The following is a 14978-nucleotide window of genomic DNA, read 5'->3' on the forward strand; positions in this document are numbered from 1 at the left end:
GCGATTGAGGTCGCCATCCGCTCGCGCATGTCCGCCATTCATGGCAGAATCGAACACATGTTCGAATGGCGTGCGGGTTGGTCCGCCGCCCCGTAGGCGACCGCTCGGGAGGCGACCGTGGAGACTCAAGGGACGCGCCTGGCCGCCGCCCGCGCCGCCCTGAGCGCCGTCGAGTCGCGCATGGGGGCCGACCGCAAGGCGGCGGAGGGTCCGGCACTCGCGCTCGATGAGGCGCTCGCCCCAGTGTTGCCGCGAGGGCTGCCGCGGGGTCAGGTGGTGGCCGTGGAGGGTTCCACGTCCCTCATGCTGGCACTCGCCAGCCGGGCGTCACGCGAGGGCGCCTGGACGGCCATGGTGGGCATGCCGAACGTGGGCGTGCTTGCGGCCGCGCGCAGGGGGATGGACCTCAATCGGCTGGCGCTCATCCCGTACCCGGGGGCGCAGGCGCCCGCCACGTTGAGCGTGTGTCTGGACGGCATGGACATCGTGATGGTGGGGCAGGGGGTCGCCCTGTCCGATGCCGATCGCCGCCGCCTCGCCGCTCGCGCCAGGGAGCGTGGCTGCGTGATGGTGGTCGCGGGCCCCTGGCCGGGCGCGCACGTGGCGCTGACGGTGGAAAGGGTGCGGTGGAGAGGCCTGGGATCCGGTGAGGGGAGGCTGCGCGAGCGGGATGTGACCGTGGCGATCGCGGGCCGCTCGGCGGGGTCCACCCGGCGCGTGGTGCTCACCCTCGATGTGGATGACCAGCGGGTGGGATCCCGTGAGCCCACCGGGCGCACCGTGGTGGAGGACAGAGCGCTTGGCACGGGTGCCGCATGACCGCCCCATTGCACGACGCCAGAGTGGCCACCGTGCGCCGCGTGGTCCTGTGGGTGCCCGATTGGCCCGTGGTCGCAGCCATGGCGCAGGTGGGACTGGGCGCCGATGCCCCCGCCGCGGTGCTGCACGGCAGGGGGATGCTCGCCGTCTCCGCGGCGGCCCGGGCAGCCGGAGTGCGGCGGGGGATGCGCAAGCGCCTGGCCCAGCGGGCGTGCCCGGAGATCGCCATCCTGTCCCACGACGAGGGCCGGGACGCCCGTGAATTCGAGGCCGTCGCCGCCGCGGCGGAACAGGTGGTCGCGGGCGTCGAGATCTCGCGTCCCGGACTGCTGATGATCCCCTCACAGGGCGCCGCGCGCTTTCACGGCTCCGAGGAGGCGCTCGCGGAGGCGCTCGTGACGCGCGTGGCGGAAGACGCGGGCTGCGAGTCCGCCGTGGGCATCGCCGACGGACTGCTGGCCGCCGTGATGGCCGCCAGGGCGAACGCGCTGATCGAGCCAGGCCAGTCCCACGACTTCCTGGCGCCCCTGCCCGTGGACACCTTGGTGCACGCCGCCATGGAGCGCACCCAGCGCGCCGAAGTGGAGGACCTGGTCAGCGTGCTGACGCGCCTGGGGCTGACCGCCTTGGGAGACTTCACCGCGCTTCCCACGGCCGACGTGGTGGCCCGCTTTGGGCATGTGGGCGCGTGGGCGCAGCGCATGGCCAGGGGCGAGGACGTGGCCCCTCCCGTGCTGAGGCGCGCCGAGGGCGACATCGGCGTCGAGTATGTGTTCGAGGACCCCGCCGAAAGGGTCGAACAGCTCGCCCTGGTGGCCAGTCACGTGGCCGAACAGCTCGACGCCGCCCTGCTGGCCGCCGCCTCGCGCTGCTCCCGCGTGCGCATCGGCGCCCGCACCGTGACGGGAGACGAGCTGGTGAGGGTGTGGCGCACGGATGTGGGGGCCCGCTCGGGGGCGTTCTCCAAGCACATGGCGGACAGGGTGCGCTGGCAGCTTGACGGCTGGCTGTCCGGCACCGCCACAGGGCCGCAACCCGCGCCGCTCACGGCGCTGATGCTCACGGCCGAGGACGTGGTGCCGCTCGGATCCGAACAGTCGTTTTTGTGGGGTGGCACGTCCGGGGCCGACGCCAGGGCGCATCGTGCACTGGAAAGAGTCCAGGGACTGTTGGGCGCTGAAGGCGTGCTCGCCGTGGCGGAGCAAGGCGGCCGCACGCCGCGCGACCGGGTGCATGCGCTCGCGTGGGGTCAAGAGGGCGAGCCGCCCCGGCGGGTCAGCCACCCGTGGCCCGGCCGCATCCCCGATCCCGCGCCGGCGACGGTGCTTCCCGTGCCGCTCGAGGTTCACGTGCTCGATGCCGGCGGAAGCCCCGTGCGGGTAGACAGTCGGCTCGCCGTGAGCGCCCCGCCCACCTGGGTGCGCCTGCAGGCCGACCCGCGCGACAGGGTGGCGCGCGCGGCGCATCGGCACCCGTCGTCTGGTCATGTGGGAGGCGATGACGGACCCGTGTGGACGTCGCCCCTGCCCGTGGAGGCGTGGGCCGGACCGTGGCCGATCGTGGAGAGGTGGTGGTCGGGGGACGCGTCCCGGCGCGCCTTCCTGCAGTTGGCGATGCGCGGGGAAGACGGCCAGGCCGAGGCCGCGCTGTTGGTCGCGCTTCACGAGGGGCGCTGGATGCTGGAGGCCGTCTATGACTGAGGTGCGGCGATGACTGAGGTGCGGCGATGACTGAGGTGCGGCGATGACGGAGTGCGTCGACTATGCGGAACTGCACGCCCACAGCGCCTTCAGCTTTCTGGATGGAGCGAGCCAGCCGGAGGAGATGGCCGCCGAGGCCGGGCGCCTGGGACTGTCCGCGATGGCCCTGACCGATCACGACGGCCTGTACGGGGTGGTGCGCTTCGCGAATGCCGCCCGCGCGGTGGGCCTGCCCAGCATCTTTGGCGCGGAACTGCACCTGTCCGCGCCCGACGGCAAGGCGGGAGCCCCCGTGCTGGACGCGCCCACCGGCACCCCCGATCCGCGCGGGACCCACCTGGTGGTGCTCGCGCGCGGCGCGGGCGGGTATGCGCGGCTCTCCCGGGCCATCGGCATGGCGCACCTGGCCGCCGGCGAAAAGGGTCTGGCGCACTACACGCTGGAGGGGATCGCCGAGGCGGGCGACGGGCAGTTCCTGGTGCTCACGGGCTGCCGCAAGGGCGTGGTGCGGCGCGCACTCGCGGGCATCGGGGTGCCCGGAGTGGGGTCCGACGCCCATGCCAGGGGAGTGACCAGCCAGGGCTTCGCGGCGGCGCGGGCCGAGTTGGACAGGCTGACCGCGCTGTTCGGCCGCGAGGGGGTGGCCGTCGAGATCACCGACACCGGGCAGCCGCACGACTCCGAGATCAACGATGCCCTCGCGGACCTCGCCTTCGACGCGGGGCTTCCGCTCGTCGCGACCACCAACGCTCACTACGCGACCCCGCGCGATGCGGATCTGGCCGCCGCCCTCGCGGCGGTACGGGCGCGCTCGTCGCTGGACGACATGGACGGCTGGCTGCCGGGAAGCCCCGGGGCGCACCTGCGTAGCGCGGGGGAGATGCTGTTTCGGCATCGGCGCCATCCGCAGGCCGTCACCACGGCGTCCCGGCTGGGTGCGGAGGCCGCCTTCGACCTGCACCTGGTGGCGCCTCAACTCCCGCCGTATCCCGTGCCCGAGGGTCACACGGAGGCCACCTGGCTGCGCGAACTCACGTATCGCGGCGCGCGTGAACGGTACGGCCCGCCCGATGCCGAACGGATTCCGGGGGCATGGAAGCAGATCGAGCACGAACTCGCGGTGATCGAGGCGCTCGACTTTCCCGGCTACTTCCTCATCGTGCATGACATCGTGAACTTCTGTCGGCGCGCGGACATCCTGTGCCAGGGCCGCGGCTCGGCCGCGAACTCCGCCGTGTGCTTCGCGCTGGGAGTGACAGCCGTGGACGCCGTGACGCACGGGCTGCTGTTCGAGCGCTTCCTGGCTCCCGAGCGGGACGGACCGCCCGACATCGACGTGGACATCGAGTCCGACCGCCGCGAGGAGGTCATCCAGTACGTGTTTCAGCGCTTTGGGCGCATCAACGCCGCGATGGTGGCCAACGTCATTCAATACCGCCCCCGGTCTGCGGTCCGGGACGCCGCCAAGGCCCTGGGCTACGACGTCGGGCAGCAAGACGCGTGGTCCAAGTCGATCGACCGGTGGTCGACCCTGCGCACCGATCAGGAGGCGGAGGCGGCGTGGGCGGCCACGCAGCGCGACGCCATGTGGCCCGAGCCGCAACCCGTGCAGCCGCTCGACCACATCCCGGAGCCGGTGGTGGACCTCGCGGAGCGGTTCCTGCGTCTGCCCCGGCACCTCGGCATCCACCCCGGCGGCATGGTGCTGTGCGACCGGCCCGTGATTGACGTGTGCCCGGTGGAGTGGGCGCGCATGCCCGGGCGCACCGTGCTCCAGTGGGACAAGGACGACTGCGCCGATGCCGGGCTCGTGAAGTTCGACCTGCTGGGCCTGGGCATGCTGTCGGCGCTCAAATACGCGTTCCACTACGTGTGGGACACCGAACGCGAGGGCCTGGGACTGCACGCATTGCCTCAAGAGGATCCGGCCGTGTACGACCTGCTGTGCGCGGCCGACACCGTGGGGGTCTTCCAGGTGGAGTCGCGTGCACAGATGGCCACGCTGCCGCGCCTGCAGCCCCGCACGTTCTACGACATCGTGGTGGAGGTCGCGCTCATCCGCCCCGGGCCCATCCAGGGCGGCTCCGTGCACCCTTACATCAACCGGGCGCGCGGGCGCGAGGAAGTGACCTACCTGCACCCGCTGCTGGAGAAGTCGCTGGGCAAGACGCTCGGAGTGCCGCTGTTTCAGGAGCAGCTCATGCAGATGGCGATGGACTGTGGGGGCTTTGACGGCTCGCTCGCGGATCAACTACGCCGCGCCATGGGCTCCAAGCGCAGCCCTGAGCGGATGGAGGCGTTGCGCGCACGCTTCATGGTGGGCGCTCACGAGCGCGGCATCACGGCCGACGTGGCGCATCAGATCTTTGACAAGCTCAAGGCCTTCGCCGACTTCGGCTTCCCGGAGTCCCACTCGTTCTCGTTCGCGTACCTGGTCTACGCGTCGAGCTGGCTCAAGGTCCACAAGCCGGCCGCGTTCTATGCGGGGCTGCTGGCCGCCCAACCCATGGGCTTCTACAGCCCGCAGTCGCTCACGGCCGACGCTAGGCGTCACGGTCAGGTGGTGCTGCGACCATGCGTGGCGCGCTCCGAGGTGCTCGCGCTGGTGGAGAGGCTGGACACCCCGTTCGAGACTCCCAACGAGGCGCGTGCCGACATGACAGCGTTGGTGAAGGTGGACCGCCACCTGGCCGTGCGGATGGGCCTGGCTGCGGTGCGCGGTTTGGGGGACGACGCCGCGCAGGCGATCGTCGACGCGCGCGCGGAGGGCCCCTTCACCTCGTTGTCTGACATGGCCAGGCGGGTGCGGGTGCGGCCCGGCGGCTTCACAGGGGCGGTACTGCGAGCTCACTGTCAGGCCGTCGACGCCGCGAGCGGGGCGTCCGGCGCCCATCGCCTTAGGGGAGAGCGGGACAGTGCCTCGCCGGACAGTGCCTCGCCGGACAGTGCCTCGCCGGACAGTGCCTCGCCGGGCGGCGGAACGCCGGACAGGGATCAGAAGCAAGGGCTAACCGTCCCCTCGATTGCCGACGTCGGCGCCAAGCCGCTCAGCAAGGCGCAGTGGGAGGCGCTCGCCACGTCCGGCGCGCTCGAGACCCTGGGCGTGACGCGCCGTGAAGGGCTATGGGCCGCAGGAGTGCTTGCCCTCGAAGGCCCGGACACCTTGCCCGGCGTCGTTCCGGGAGTTCAGGCCCCCACCCTGCCCGGCATGTCTGCCGTCGAGGAGGCCGTGGCCGATGTGTGGGCCCATGGGGTGTCGGTCGACACTTACCCCACGGTGTTCGTGCGGGAGGGTCTGGAGCGGGGCGGCGTGCTCACGGTCGCGGGAGTCCTGGCACACGAGGCCGAGCGGCGCGTGAGCGTGGCTGGCGTGGTGACCCATCGCCAGCGCCCCGGCACCGCCAAGGGGGTCACGTTCATCTCGCTTGAGGACGAGACCGGCTTCCTCAACGTCATCTGCTCGCAAGGGGTGTGGAGGCGCTTTCAAGCCGTCGCCAGGCGTGCACCCGCGCTCGTGATCCGAGGCCGCATCGAGCGTGCCGACGGCGCCACCAACCTGGTGGCCGAGCATCTGGCGCCGCTCAGCCTGAAGGTCCCCGCCAAGAGCAGGGACTTCCAATAGCCGCGACTTCGCCCAGGCCGCCTAGACCAGGTGCACCGCCACGGCCACACCGGCGATGACGATGGCCTCCATCGACATCAGCTTGACAAGGATGTTCAGTCCCGGCCCCGACGTGTCCTTGAACGGGTCGCCCACCGTGTCACCGATGACGGCGGCCTTGTGCGCCTCGGAGCCCTTGCCTCCGTGGTGGCCCTCCTCGATGTACTTCTTGGCGTTGTCCCACGCCCCGCCGGCGTTGGCCATGAACATCGACAGCGAGAACCCGGTAGCTCCGGCGCCCGCAAGAAGTCCCAGCACGCCGGGCACGCCGAAGATCAGACCGATGACCACCGGCGCCGCGATCGCGAGGATCGAGGGTAGCATCATTTCGTGCTGTGCGGCCTTGGTGGAGATCGAGACGCACCGCGCGTAGTCGGGCTCGGACTCGCCGCTCATGATGCCGGGGATCTCTCGGAACTGCCGGCGCACCTCGTCGACCATCAGGCCCGCCGCGCGGCCCACGGCCTTCATGGTGATGCCCGAGAAGACGAACGCCAGCATCGCTCCGCAGAACATGCCGATGATGACCTTCGGATTGACGAGCACCACTTCGTAGCGCGTCATCATGTCCATGAGGCTGAGAGATTGCAGCGTGTCTGTCGCGCTCGCCAAGAGCGTGGAGCCATTGGGGAACGTGTAGTCGGCGCCACCTTCGAGCACGCGCGAGATGGCAATCTTGACCTCTTCGATGTACGAGGCAAGGAGCGCGATGCCGGTGAGGGCTGCGGAGCCGATGGCGAACCCCTTGCCCGTCGCGGCGGTCGTGTTGCCAAGGGAGTCAAGCGCATCCGTGCGTTCGCGCACCTCGGGTGGCAGGCCGCTCATCTCCGCGTTGCCGCCCGCGTTGTCCGCGATGGGGCCGTAGGCGTCGGTCGCGAGCGTGATGCCAAGCGTCGACAGCATGCCCACCGCCGCCATGCCGATGCCGTACAGGCCAAGACTCATGGTGTCGGTGCTGAACGAGTAGCCGGAGCCGAAGAAGTAGGCCAGACCGATTCCGGAGACGACCGCGAGTACCGGGATGGCAACCGACATCATGCCCTCGCCGATGCCGCCGATGATGACGGTGGCGGGCCCGGTCTTCGAGGCGGTTGCAATCCGTTTGGTGGGGGAGTATCCCTGCGACGTGAAGTACTCGGCCGCTCGCCCAATCGTGATTCCCGTGAGCAGGCCAGTGATCAGTGCCAGCCACAGCCCCCACAGGTTGGGCATGCCCATCGCGGCGAGCACCCCAAGTGACGCCACACCGATCATGACGGCCGCACCGTTGACCCCGCGCCCCAGAGAGGCGAGCAGCTGTTTGGCGGTGGAGCCCTCCTTGGTACTCACAAAGAACACTCCGATGACGGACAGCAGGGTGCCGAGTGCCCCGATCACCATGGGCGCGATCACCGCCTTGATTTGAATCTCAGCACCCGAGGCCATGTAGGCGGCCGCCCCCAGGGCTGCGGACGCCAGAATGACGCCCACGTAGGACTCGTACAGGTCGGCGCCCATGCCGGCGACGTCGCCCACGTTGTCGCCCACGTTGTCGGCGATCGTGGCCGGGTTGCGCGGGTCATCCTCCGGGATGCCCGCCTCGATCTTGCCGACAAGGTCGGCGCCCACGTCGGCCGCCTTGGTGAAGATCCCGCCGCCCACGCGGGCAAACAGGGACTGGACGGCGGCGCCCATGCCGAACGTCAGCATCGTGGTGGTGATCACCACCACCTGGTGAGCGTCGTCCGTGCCGTAGAAGCGCGTCAGGACCAGGAACCAGATTGCGATGTCGAGCAGGCCAAGACCCACCACGGTGAGTCCCATGACCGCGCCGGAACGGAACGCAACCCGAAGGCCGCGGTTGAGGGAGTGGCGCGCGGCGTTCGCGGTGCGGGCGGACGCGTAGGTGGCGGTGCGCATGCCGATGAACCCGGCGAGGCCGGAGAACAGTCCGCCGGTGAGGAACGCGAAGGGCACCCACGGGTTCTGCATGTGGAGCACGTACGCAAGCACGCAGAACACGAGCGTCAACGACACGAGCACCGTGCCGACCACCTTGTACTGCTGCTTGAGATACGCGATCGCTCCCGCCCGAACGTGCGCGGCGATCTTCGCCATCGTGTCGGTGCCTTCGGACTCCTTCATCATCTGCCTGAAGAAGCCGTACGCGGAGCCGAGGGCAACGATCGATGCGATAGGAACCAGCCAGAACCAGACGGGCATCAGTGAGCCTTTCGTGTGGGCGGAATGACCTAGTGGCCGAAAGTGGATTGTGCGGAGCGCCACCATGCGCGGTACTCGCGTTCGAGCGCGTCCCGGCTCGGCAACGGGAACGCACTGATGCCGGTGGGGTCTCCCACGAACACGCCGTTGCGGATGGTGCGGAAAAGGACCTCTTGAGTCATTTGACGCAGCACCGTCTTGGAGGCCTTGTGCGGCGCCTTGGACAGTTCACGCAGGCAGTCACGCAAGTGGCCGATGTTCGGGTAGGGCAGGTTGTCGATGTCATGGTGGTCGGGGTCGTTCTTGAGGTTGCCCAGAGTGAGTTCGGCGAATGCGATGCGCGGCACATGCACGTCGCGCTCGGCGCGGGTGATGAATTCAGCAAATTCCGCCGGGTTGAGGTGCGACACGATGCGCGGGGTCACGGGGCAAAATTCCTGGTAGAGGTGAGCCCTGTCTTCGCCGTCTGGGACGAACTGCTTCGGCTCGACCGTGAGCACGCGGCCGTCGTCGGTGGCGAGGTGGAGCGCAGTCAACGCTTCCCGGGGCACCCGCTCGAGAACGCGGTAGATCGACAGGTACAGCGAGCTCTTGGGCCGCCCGTCGGAGTGGGCCACACATCTGGTGTCCACGTTTGCCAACGGGAAATCGTCTCCTGAGAGCTTGTTGCGGTCCACGGAGAAGAAGATGGCCTGGCCGCGCGACCGCTTGGCGGATCCGATCGCGTAGTAGAGGCCAAAGTCGTCCGGCGGAAGCATCGAGGCAATAAGAGCTTCGGGGATGAGAGACAAGTACACGTACGTGGTCATGGTGTGGCTCCCGTCGACATTGACGACCTCTTTGACCGTAGCGATAGCGGGGGCACGCGCGCGGGGCCATTGGTCCCTGCAGCCCCGCGAGTTGAGGTGCGGCGTGTGCGCATTCCCTGGCAGCAACGGAGGGCGCCGGGCGCGTGCCGAATCGAGACGTCGGCGTGCTAGCATTGCCGTCGCGCTTGAGCGCCCTCAGGGAGCCCAAGTCCACTCGTCCGGGTGGCGGAATTGGCAGACGCGCTAGCTTGAGGTGCTAGTGCCCTAACGGGCGTGGGGGTTCAAGTCCCCCCTCGGACACCGACACCCGAACGACCTTCGCCGCGGCGGGACTCGCGGCTTTCGCGACACGCACATGATGCCTGGAGGACGATGGCACCCGACGTCCACCTGCACCCCAAGCTTGGGTGGCCCGGACGCTTGGTTGAGGCGTTGGAGCGTCGCGCGTCATCCTTCGACGATTCCGCCCGAAGTCGCGCGATCGTGGCGGCTGCCTACACGCTGATCGCGATGGCTGTGGTGGTCCCGGTGATCTTTGGCGGTGGGAAGGCGATGTCGAGAATCGACGAGCCGATGCACGCCGACTGGGCCTACCAGATTGCCCATTTCCAGATCCCCGCGAAGGGGTCTGAGATCGCCCCGGAGATTCGTGACCTCTGGGCGTGCATGGGCCAGGAGCGGTACACCCTGCCGGATTGTGGCACGTCCGCGCCCGCTTGGCGCTTCCCGTACGAGGGTGAGAACTACAACTACTCGCATCCGCCGCTGTACTACGCCATGGTCGGATTTCCCGCCCGGATGGTGGCGGCCGTTACGCCGTTGAACTTTGTCGAGGCGGCACGGCTGAGTGGTATTCCGTGGCTTGCCGGCGGGATGTTCATGCTGTTCGTGGCACTGCGACGATGGCGCGTTGATCCTGCGGTGGCGATCGTGGCCCCGCTGCTCCTGATCTCGTTTCCGCGGGTGCTGCACGCGTCGACCACGATCAATCCCGACGCCGTCTCCACACTCGCGGGAGCGCTCGCCCTGTGGCTTGCGGCACGGCTATTCCTCGAGAGATCCGAGGACTGGGTATTGCCGGCCGTACTCACGGGGCTCGTGGGCCTCACGAAGTACATCACGACCGTTCCGTTCATTGCCCTCGCCGTGCTGGTGATCGCACGGGCGATGCGGGACAGGGGCCCGCGGCGGTTCACCCGCACTGACGTGCTGCTACCCGCCGTGATGGCCGTCGCGATCGTCATTCCCTACCTCGTGTGGCAGTTCGTTCAGGCGGGGCGCGGAGATCCGAACTGGCAGAACCCGCTTGTAGGAATCAATACCCGGGACGTCGTGGGTTTGCCCGGTTCCGAATGGATCGAGACGCTGTTTGTCGGGTTCAACCTAGCCTCGGACTATTACATTCAGCCGCCGCTCAACATTGCGCTCCTGGTGACCTGGACGCGCCTGCTCAATGTCCTCGTCATCGGCGCGTTGTTCGCGATCGTGGTCGCCTTTGTGAAGGAGCCCGCGCGGCGATCCCTCGGGTGGTTGCTCGGTGTGGGCGCCGTGCTGTACCCGTTGGCAGTGCAAGTTCAGGCGTACGGCAACACCGCGGTGCCTCAGTATTTTCCCAACCCGACCGGTCGCTATGGCATGGCGTTGGTGCCGGGGGCGGTCGCGTGCCTGGTGATGGCTGCGACCAAGGCGGGATACCGGCGCTCGATCTACGTGATGACGGTTGCAGGGCTCGTTGTTGTCAGCGTGGTGATCGCCGTGGGACTCCAGCGCATGCCCCAATAGGTTGTCCGGCGGTGCGGCGGCGCGGCGGCGCGGCGGCGCGGCGGTGCGGCAGTGAGGCCGTGGGCGCGGCGGTAGCCTGGCCGGATGGCAGAAGTTTCCGTGACGTCCCTCGCCCAAGACCTGATGCGCATCGACACATCCAACTTTGGCGATGACCCGGGCCCGGGGGAACGCGTCGCGGCCGAATACGTCGCCACCTTCCTGTCGGACCTCGGCCTGGATCCGGTCATTCGTGAGTCCGAACCGACACGTGCGAGCCTGACCGCCCTGTGGGAGGGCTCCGATCGGACCCGGCCGCCGCTCGTCCTTCACGGTCACCTTGACGTGGTTCCCGCATTCAAGGACGACTGGTCGGTGGACCCCTTTGCGGCCGATGTCATCGACGGGATGATCTGGGGCAGGGGCGCCGTCGACATGAAGGGCGTCGACGCGATGTACCTGGAGGCCGTCAGACGTCTCATCGCAACCGGTCGCAAGCCCGCTCGCGACATCGTGATCGCCTTCTTTGCCGACGAGGAACACGGCGGGCGGCGTGGAGCGCGGTGGATGGTGGAAAACCATCCTGACGATTTCCGGGGCGCCACGGAGGCGGTGAGCGAGGTTGGCGGCTTCTCGATCCAGATCGCGGGCAAGCGCACCTACCTCATCCAGACCGCCGAGAAGGGCATCCAGTGGCTCAAACTGGCCGCCTCCGGCGTGCAGGGCCACGGCAGCTTGGTGCATCACGACAACGCGGTGGCGCATCTTGCTGGGGCGATGTCGCGCATCGCCGACCACCGTTGGCCGCTCGACGTCTCTCCGACCGTGGAGCACCTGTTGCGTGGGGCCGCCGAACTGCTGGACATCGACTACGAGCCGACCGAGGAGCGCGTCTCCCAGATCATTGCGGGCATGGGGCCGGTGAGCCGGATGATCGAGGCCTCTGTGCGCAATACGTCCAACCCGTCCATGCTCGACGCCGGTTACAAGGTCAACGTGATCCCGGATGTCGCGGGCGGCTATGTGGACACGAGGTTCCTGCCCGGTCAAGAGGAGCAGGTGCTACGGACGATCGAGGAGCTTGCAGGCACCCATGTCAAGGTCGAGCAGTACATCACACAGCGCGCGATGGAGTACTCGTTCGACACCCCGCTGGTCGACAAGATGATCGCGGCGCTTCATACCGAGGATCCCGACGCCGCGGTGTTGCCGTACATGATGATGGGCGGCTCGGACAACAAGCACCTGGCCGCGCTTGGCATCGTCGGCTATGGCTTCGCACCGCTCAAACTTCCGGCCGACCTCGATTTCTCGTCGCTCTTTCACGGCATCGATGAGCGCGTGCCAATCGAGAGCCTCGAGGTGGGCGCCAACGTCGTGGAGCAGTTCCTCCTCGACTGCTGAGGTCCCGCTGGTTGCGCTACGCGGCGTCCGTGCGCTGGACGTGCATGGTCCGCCTGCGCAGCCACACACGTCGAGCGCCACCCACGAAGATCACGGTGCGGGCCAACTCCCAGCGACCGTATTCGGCCTGCTCCGACAGCAATTGAGCGGTCTCGTGGCGCGTGATATTGGGCGCAATGTCGACAACTCGCCATTGGGTATGCGAACGCGTCGGACGTCTCTCCAGGCGTGGGTTGATGACGTGGCCGGAGGTCAAGCGGGCTGAGTCGGTCATCTTGTCTCCCATCTAACCCCGTGAGAGGGGTAACGTCATGCCTATGAGCACCAATTCTCGTGAGGCCCTGCGACAACTGACCGGCGCGCTCGAGGCCCACCTCGAGGCGGTGATCGCACGCCGTAGCGCGGACGACGCTGCGGTGGACGACGCTTTCGATGCGGTAGCCGAAGCCTTTGAACGGTATGAGGACGCACTTGATTCCGCGTTCGGCGAGTCGCTCCCGCTGGTGCTCGATGACGACCTCAACGAGTCGTATGACGACGACGATCCCGAGGACGACGACGAGGATGACGAGGACGATCCCGAGGATCTTGAGCCCGAGGGGATCGACGGACACGCGGTGGAGAACGAGGACGAGATGGACGACGACATCGAGGCGTTCGACCTTCGGTAGTTCGCCGCGCACGGTCGCCGTGGAGTCATCGCCTTACCGTCGTTCCGGATACCCGAATTCGGGTGCGGTCACGTCATCGAGCGCGGTGCGAATCGGCTCCGGAAGCACCAAGTCTTCCGCGGCGAGGCTCGGTTCCAGTTGCTCGGCGGTGCGGGCGCCGACGATCGCCGACGCAACGCCCGGCGCGTCCCTCACCCACGCGAGCGCAACTTCGTGAGCGGAGCGCCCGAGGCCCTCGGCCGCGGTCATGAGCGCCGTCACCACCGACGCTCCGCGCGCAGTCAGGTAGGGCTCGACAAACCCGGCCAGATGGTCAGAGGCCGCGCGCGAGTCGGCCGGAATGGCGTGCGCGTACTTGCCGGTCAGAACCCCACGCCCAAGCGGCGACCATGCAAGAATCCCCATTCCCAGGGCGCGAGCCGCCGGCAAGACTTCGCGTTCGATACCCCGCTCTAACAGGGAGTATTCGACCTGGGCGGCGGCGGGCGCGGCGGCGTCTCGGGCCAAGGAGGCCGCCCGTGCCATCGCCCACCCCGGGAAATTGGACAGGCCCACCTGGCGCGCCTTGCCGGTCGTCAGCGCCACCTCAAGCGCGTGCATTGTCTCCTCGAGGGGCGTCACCGGATCGAACGCGTGGACCAGCCACACGTCCACGTGATCGGTCTGCAACCGCGCGAGCGAGGCGTCAAGGGTGTCGAGGAGTGCCCCGCGGGAGGCGTCGATCACGCCACCTTCAGGCGTGCGACGCACCCCGGCCTTGGTGCAGATCTGGATGTCCTCGCGCGAGAACCCGCCGTCGAGCAAGGACCCGATGACCGATTCGGACCCCCCGTCCGCATACGTCGCCGCCGTGTCGATCAGCGTTCCCCCGCCGTCGAGAAACGCGCCGAGCAGCCGGCCGGCCTCATCCCTGGAGGTGTCGCGCGACCACGTCATCGTCCCGAGCGCGAGGCGCGAGACCTCGGCACCTCGTGCCCCGAGACGTCTGGTCTGCATGCGAGTGAACCTACCGGGGCGCACCCTGGTCTTGGGCGCGGCGCGCGGGAAGTAATCTGGGCGGCATGAGTTGGTGGGAAGCTGCGGTCCTCGGCCTGGTGCAAGGCCTCACAGAATTTCTCCCGATTTCCTCGTCAGCGCATATCCGAGTGATAGGGCCGCTGCTTCCGCACGGAGGGGATCCAGGCGCCGCCTTCACCGCGATCATCCAGTTGGGGACAGAGGCGGCAGTGCTGCTGTACTTCCGGCACGACATCGCCCGCATCATCACGGCGTGGGTGAGGGCACTGCGCGGCAGCGACGGTCGAGAACGGTCTGCCCGGTTCGGCGCAAAGAACGCCGACGCGCGTTTGGGGTGGTGGGTCATCATCGGCTCGATCCCCGTGGTGGCGCTCGGCGTGCTCTTCAAGGACGCGATCGAGTCAAGCGTAAGAAATCTCTACATCACCGCGACCGTGCTCGCCGTCTTTGGTGTGATCTTGGGCTGGGTTGACCACGTGCGCCCTGCGAGGCGTGAACTCGACACCATGCGCGGACGCGACGCCGTCTTGCTCGGCCTCGCTCAAGCGGCCGCCCTGATTCCCGGCGTGTCACGCTCAGGGGGAACCATCACGATGGGCCGCTGGCTGGGTCTCACACGCCAGGCGGCCGCCCGGTATTCGTTCCTGCTTGCCATCCCGGCGGTGGTCGGTTCCGCGTTCTTTGAGTTGGCGACAAGTCATGGCGACCTGACCGTGGCGGGCGGTCCGGGCGTGGTGGCGACCATCATTGCCACCGCGGTGTCCTTCGTCATCGGCTATTCGGTGATCGTGTGGTTCTTGCGGATGCTCACCACCAGATCGTTCATGCCGTTCGTCGTGTACCGGCTCGTATTCGCCGTGGTGATTGTGGCGTTGCTCGTCACGGGGGCGATCGCGGCGACCTGACGCTCACGGGTGTACCCAGCGTCTCGTCG

Annotated in this window: 11 protein-coding genes and 1 tRNA gene; 8 read left to right on the top strand and 4 right to left on the bottom strand. The window is 68.2% G+C overall.

Annotated features, from left to right (window positions below):
* Nucleotides 1-117 precede the first annotated feature (117 nt).
* Genes QZZ29_RS07490 through QZZ29_RS07500 form a run of 3 tightly spaced genes read left to right on the top strand, consistent with a single transcriptional unit; the run spans nt 118 to nt 6141 of the window.
* Nucleotides 118-819: a hypothetical protein gene (locus QZZ29_RS07490; RefSeq protein WP_291382368.1), complete on the top strand. Its 702-nt coding sequence runs from the start codon at nt 118-120 to the stop codon at nt 817-819.
* Entirely contained in the window at nt 816-2519 is a 1704-nt protein-coding gene (locus tag QZZ29_RS07495; RefSeq protein ID WP_291382369.1) for a DNA polymerase Y family protein, read from the top strand. Before QZZ29_RS07490 ends, QZZ29_RS07495 begins: the two co-directional genes overlap by 4 nt.
* Nucleotides 2520-2562: 43 nt before the next feature.
* The gene (locus tag QZZ29_RS07500) at nt 2563-6141 is read left to right on the top strand and encodes an error-prone DNA polymerase (protein WP_291382370.1); all 3579 of its coding nucleotides are present in this window, start codon (nt 2563-2565) and stop codon (nt 6139-6141) included.
* Between the two features lie 21 nt (nt 6142-6162).
* Here QZZ29_RS07500 and QZZ29_RS07505 read toward each other — a convergent pair whose 3' ends face one another.
* Both QZZ29_RS07505 and QZZ29_RS07510 read right to left on the bottom strand, forming a co-directional pair.
* Entirely contained in the window at nt 6163-8382 is a 2220-nt protein-coding gene (locus tag QZZ29_RS07505) for a sodium-translocating pyrophosphatase (protein ID WP_291382371.1), read from the bottom strand.
* A gap of 29 nt (nt 8383-8411) precedes the next feature.
* A complete protein-coding gene (locus QZZ29_RS07510) occupies nt 8412-9191 on the bottom strand; it encodes a hypothetical protein (RefSeq protein WP_291382372.1) in 780 nt (259 codons plus the stop codon).
* A gap of 216 nt (nt 9192-9407) precedes the next feature.
* On the opposite strand from QZZ29_RS07510, the gene QZZ29_RS07515 reads away from it, so the two are divergent.
* From QZZ29_RS07515 to QZZ29_RS07525, 3 genes are all read left to right on the top strand, one after another.
* Nucleotides 9408-9491: transfer RNA gene (locus tag QZZ29_RS07515), tRNA-Leu, on the top strand.
* 72 nt (nt 9492-9563) lie between these two features.
* Nucleotides 9564-10973, top strand: a complete 1410-nt coding sequence (locus tag QZZ29_RS07520; RefSeq protein ID WP_291382373.1) for a glycosyltransferase family 39 protein — start codon at nt 9564-9566, stop codon at nt 10971-10973.
* A gap of 84 nt (nt 10974-11057) precedes the next feature.
* Entirely contained in the window at nt 11058-12356 is a 1299-nt protein-coding gene (locus QZZ29_RS07525; RefSeq protein WP_291382374.1) for a M20/M25/M40 family metallo-hydrolase, read from the top strand.
* 16 nt (nt 12357-12372) lie between these two features.
* Here QZZ29_RS07525 and QZZ29_RS07530 read toward each other — a convergent pair whose 3' ends face one another.
* Complete coding sequence (locus QZZ29_RS07530) at nt 12373-12630, bottom strand: DUF5703 family protein (protein ID WP_291382375.1); 258 nt, start codon at nt 12628-12630, stop codon at nt 12373-12375.
* Between the two features lie 43 nt (nt 12631-12673).
* On the opposite strand from QZZ29_RS07530, the gene QZZ29_RS07535 reads away from it, so the two are divergent.
* Nucleotides 12674-13027: a primosomal protein gene (locus QZZ29_RS07535; protein WP_291382376.1), complete on the top strand. Its 354-nt coding sequence runs from the start codon at nt 12674-12676 to the stop codon at nt 13025-13027.
* Between the two features lie 33 nt (nt 13028-13060).
* Here the strand turns inward: QZZ29_RS07535 and QZZ29_RS07540 are convergent, their stop codons facing one another.
* Entirely contained in the window at nt 13061-14023 is a 963-nt protein-coding gene (locus QZZ29_RS07540) for an aldo/keto reductase (protein ID WP_291382377.1), read from the bottom strand.
* Nucleotides 14024-14088: 65 nt separating this feature from the next.
* On the opposite strand from QZZ29_RS07540, the gene QZZ29_RS07545 reads away from it, so the two are divergent.
* On the top strand, nt 14089-14949 hold the full coding sequence (locus tag QZZ29_RS07545; protein ID WP_291382378.1) for an undecaprenyl-diphosphate phosphatase: 861 nt from the start codon (nt 14089-14091) through the stop codon (nt 14947-14949).
* The last annotated feature ends 29 nt before the right edge of the window (nt 14950-14978 follow it).

Origin of the sequence: Demequina sp., from assembly GCF_016278765.1 — a bacterium.
In the GTDB taxonomy this organism is placed as follows: domain Bacteria; phylum Actinomycetota; class Actinomycetes; order Actinomycetales; family Demequinaceae; genus Demequina.

Coding starts and splice junctions, on each gene's coding strand:
- QZZ29_RS07495 (WP_291382369.1), top strand. CDS start 816: ATGACCGCCCCATTGCACGACGCCAGAGTGGCCACCGTGCGCCGCGTG.
- QZZ29_RS07500 (WP_291382370.1), top strand. CDS start 2,563: ATGACGGAGTGCGTCGACTATGCGGAACTGCACGCCCACAGCGCCTTC.
- QZZ29_RS07505 (WP_291382371.1), bottom strand. CDS start 8,382: ATGCCCGTCTGGTTCTGGCTGGTTCCTATCGCATCGATCGTTGCCCTC.
- QZZ29_RS07510 (WP_291382372.1), bottom strand. CDS start 9,191: ATGACCACGTACGTGTACTTGTCTCTCATCCCCGAAGCTCTTATTGCC.
- QZZ29_RS07520 (WP_291382373.1), top strand. CDS start 9,564: ATGGCACCCGACGTCCACCTGCACCCCAAGCTTGGGTGGCCCGGACGC.
- QZZ29_RS07525 (WP_291382374.1), top strand. CDS start 11,058: ATGGCAGAAGTTTCCGTGACGTCCCTCGCCCAAGACCTGATGCGCATC.
- QZZ29_RS07530 (WP_291382375.1), bottom strand. CDS start 12,630: ATGACCGACTCAGCCCGCTTGACCTCCGGCCACGTCATCAACCCACGC.
- QZZ29_RS07535 (WP_291382376.1), top strand. CDS start 12,674: ATGAGCACCAATTCTCGTGAGGCCCTGCGACAACTGACCGGCGCGCTC.
- QZZ29_RS07540 (WP_291382377.1), bottom strand. CDS start 14,023: ATGCAGACCAGACGTCTCGGGGCACGAGGTGCCGAGGTCTCGCGCCTC.
- QZZ29_RS07545 (WP_291382378.1), top strand. CDS start 14,089: ATGAGTTGGTGGGAAGCTGCGGTCCTCGGCCTGGTGCAAGGCCTCACA.